Here is a 1846-nt window from a genome sequence, read left to right as displayed (position 1 = left end):
ATTTTCAAAGCCATGCCCGCGGGGGTAAATTCTCCCCCGGACTGTCCCCGGTAGTTCAGACGCAAATCAATACTGTTACCGGCAGCGCCTTTGTTTTTAGCCGTCAAAGTCACCGTATCAGCGGAGTCAAACGCAACGGTAGCCGTGACCGGCAAAGTCACTTTTTTGTTAATTGCGTCTGACAATGCAGTAGCCACTTGCTCGGCTTTATCCGTCGCTACAGTCGTGATCTGCACACGCTGCCCGCCGATATACAGTGAGATAACCCCGGTGTCCGTCGCTGGAGTTGATACTTTTACACCGCCTTTGGCCGCGACCATACTGTCAGCATCACTTAAGGGAAGAACCCAGATTTCAGCTGCCTGATCATTGGCGAAATAAGCTTCGGTCATGCCGTGCAGCATTGAACCATTGCCATATAAATTAGCAGCTTGAGCAGCGGAAGAGATACGCTCAGGGATATCGGGTTTTGCTGTAGATGTACTCAGCACCTGACCGATGATCAGTGTGCGCTGTGTCGCAATTGCGCTGTTTGCCATTGAGTTATCGAACTCGACGTAAAACAGCGGTGCACGAATATTGTTAGGTACACGTGAAAAGGGTACGGTCATTATTCATTCTCCTTGACTGCCTTTTTAACTGCTTTTTCAGGCTGACATATTTCAACGTCACCGTCTTTTATGCGACGATGCCAAAACAGACTGTCTTGTACTTCTGTACAACCTTCGGGCAAATGAGTGCCCTTAACCGGGTCGCGTACACTGCGCCCGGCAACGGGTTTTACAAACATGGATTACTCCTGAAAATCGATTCTGAAATGAGGTTCGGGGGTGCCGTCAGGCATAGCGATTGTGACGTCGATTTCGTCCAGTTCTGCCGCTTCGATTTCGTAGAAATCTTCCGGGCCCTGGTAATACTCAATATCAAGTTCCATTAGCAACTGAGCGGTATGTCCCTCACCACTGGCATCAATACCAATCGTTGAACGAACCTGGGCAAACTGCTGAGTCTGACGAGTGAGTTCATAACTGTTAATTACCGCACGCTCTATCTGCTCGCGTAACCGCTCAAGGGATTCCTCAGCTTTAACTGCCCCATCGTCTTCCGCTTCGCTATCAAGTTCTTGCAATCGACCCGTGACACGGACTGTTGTGACAGTGTTAAACTGGGGCGCGTTACGGCCCAGTGACTGCTTAACGTCGATCGGCGTCTGGACAAGAATGATCGGGTACATATCTTCTGTTGTTGACCAGTCGCGGGGAGAATAAACCCGCGCTTCTGCATCGGTCTTATGTTTGAGCGCATCAATGACTAACGCCCTGATACCTGCCGCATTCATGATTTCACCCTGTTAAGTATTAATTTTGTCCCGCCGTGGCTATCGGGCTGAGTATCTGCCACGGCAAACAAGGTATTAACCTGAGCACCGCCAACTATGCCAACAAATACCCGATCTCCTTTTTTCGGCGGTGCCTGAAACTCAATGTCGCGCACACCCAAGACCGGGGATGTTGTATTGATGGTGCTGCCGTCATCCAGTGATTCGACTGTTTGAGTATACGCCCGGTCGAATATGCCGTTGATCGTGTAACGAGCGCCACTTGCGGGGCGGTATTCAACCATATCACCAAACACGTTGTGTAGCGGTTCAAGTAAATGCTGGTCCCAATTTATTCCCATCATCAAGCCTCGTGACTGATTTTAACGCCGTCATTGACTGTCACTGTGGGGCCATGTTGAATCAGAGCTTGTTGCCTCAGCTTGTTAACATCAGCAACAACCCCTAGTTCAATCAAGCGTTCGGCATCTTCAAGACTGAGAATGAGTTGCTCGAACTGAGAATATT

3 protein-coding genes and 1 pseudogene are annotated in these 1846 nt (G+C 49.6%); all 4 read right to left on the bottom strand.

Going from position 1 to position 1846, the window contains the following annotated elements; genetic code table 11:
- Window positions 1–611: pseudogene (locus tag LGZ99_RS24275) on the bottom strand (phage tail sheath subtilisin-like domain-containing protein); the annotation flags it as partial.
- Window positions 611–790 carry a DUF2635 domain-containing protein gene (locus LGZ99_RS24270; protein WP_036841053.1) on the bottom strand — a complete coding sequence of 60 codons (180 nt, stop codon included), beginning with the start codon at window positions 788–790 and terminating at the stop codon, window positions 611–613. The pseudogene LGZ99_RS24275 and the gene LGZ99_RS24270, both read right to left, overlap by 1 nt.
- 3 nt (window positions 791–793) lie before the next feature.
- Window positions 794–1339, bottom strand: coding sequence for a hypothetical protein (locus tag LGZ99_RS24265; RefSeq protein ID WP_036841054.1), 546 nt, complete (start codon window positions 1337–1339; stop codon window positions 794–796).
- Entirely contained in the window at window positions 1336–1680 is a 345-nt protein-coding gene (locus tag LGZ99_RS24260) for a head-tail joining protein (protein WP_036841055.1), read from the bottom strand. The genes LGZ99_RS24265 and LGZ99_RS24260 overlap by 4 nt, the downstream gene beginning before the upstream one ends.
- Between the last annotated feature and the right edge of the window lie 166 nt (window positions 1681–1846).

This window comes from Photorhabdus temperata (genome assembly GCF_025384845.1).
Classification (GTDB): domain Bacteria; phylum Pseudomonadota; class Gammaproteobacteria; order Enterobacterales; family Enterobacteriaceae; genus Photorhabdus; species Photorhabdus temperata.
The sequence above is the reverse complement of the archived record's forward strand: the minus strand, read 5'-3'. Positions and strand labels throughout refer to the sequence as shown.

What these genes read in the sequence shown, in the direction of transcription:
- LGZ99_RS24270 (WP_036841053.1), bottom strand. Translation starts at nt 790, where the DNA reads ATGTTTGTAAAACCCGTTGCCGGGCGCAGTGTACGCGACCCGGTTAAG.
- LGZ99_RS24260 (WP_036841055.1), bottom strand. Translation starts at nt 1,680, where the DNA reads ATGGGAATAAATTGGGACCAGCATTTACTTGAACCGCTACACAACGTG.
- LGZ99_RS24265 (WP_036841054.1), bottom strand. Translation starts at nt 1,339, where the DNA reads ATGAATGCGGCAGGTATCAGGGCGTTAGTCATTGATGCGCTCAAACAT.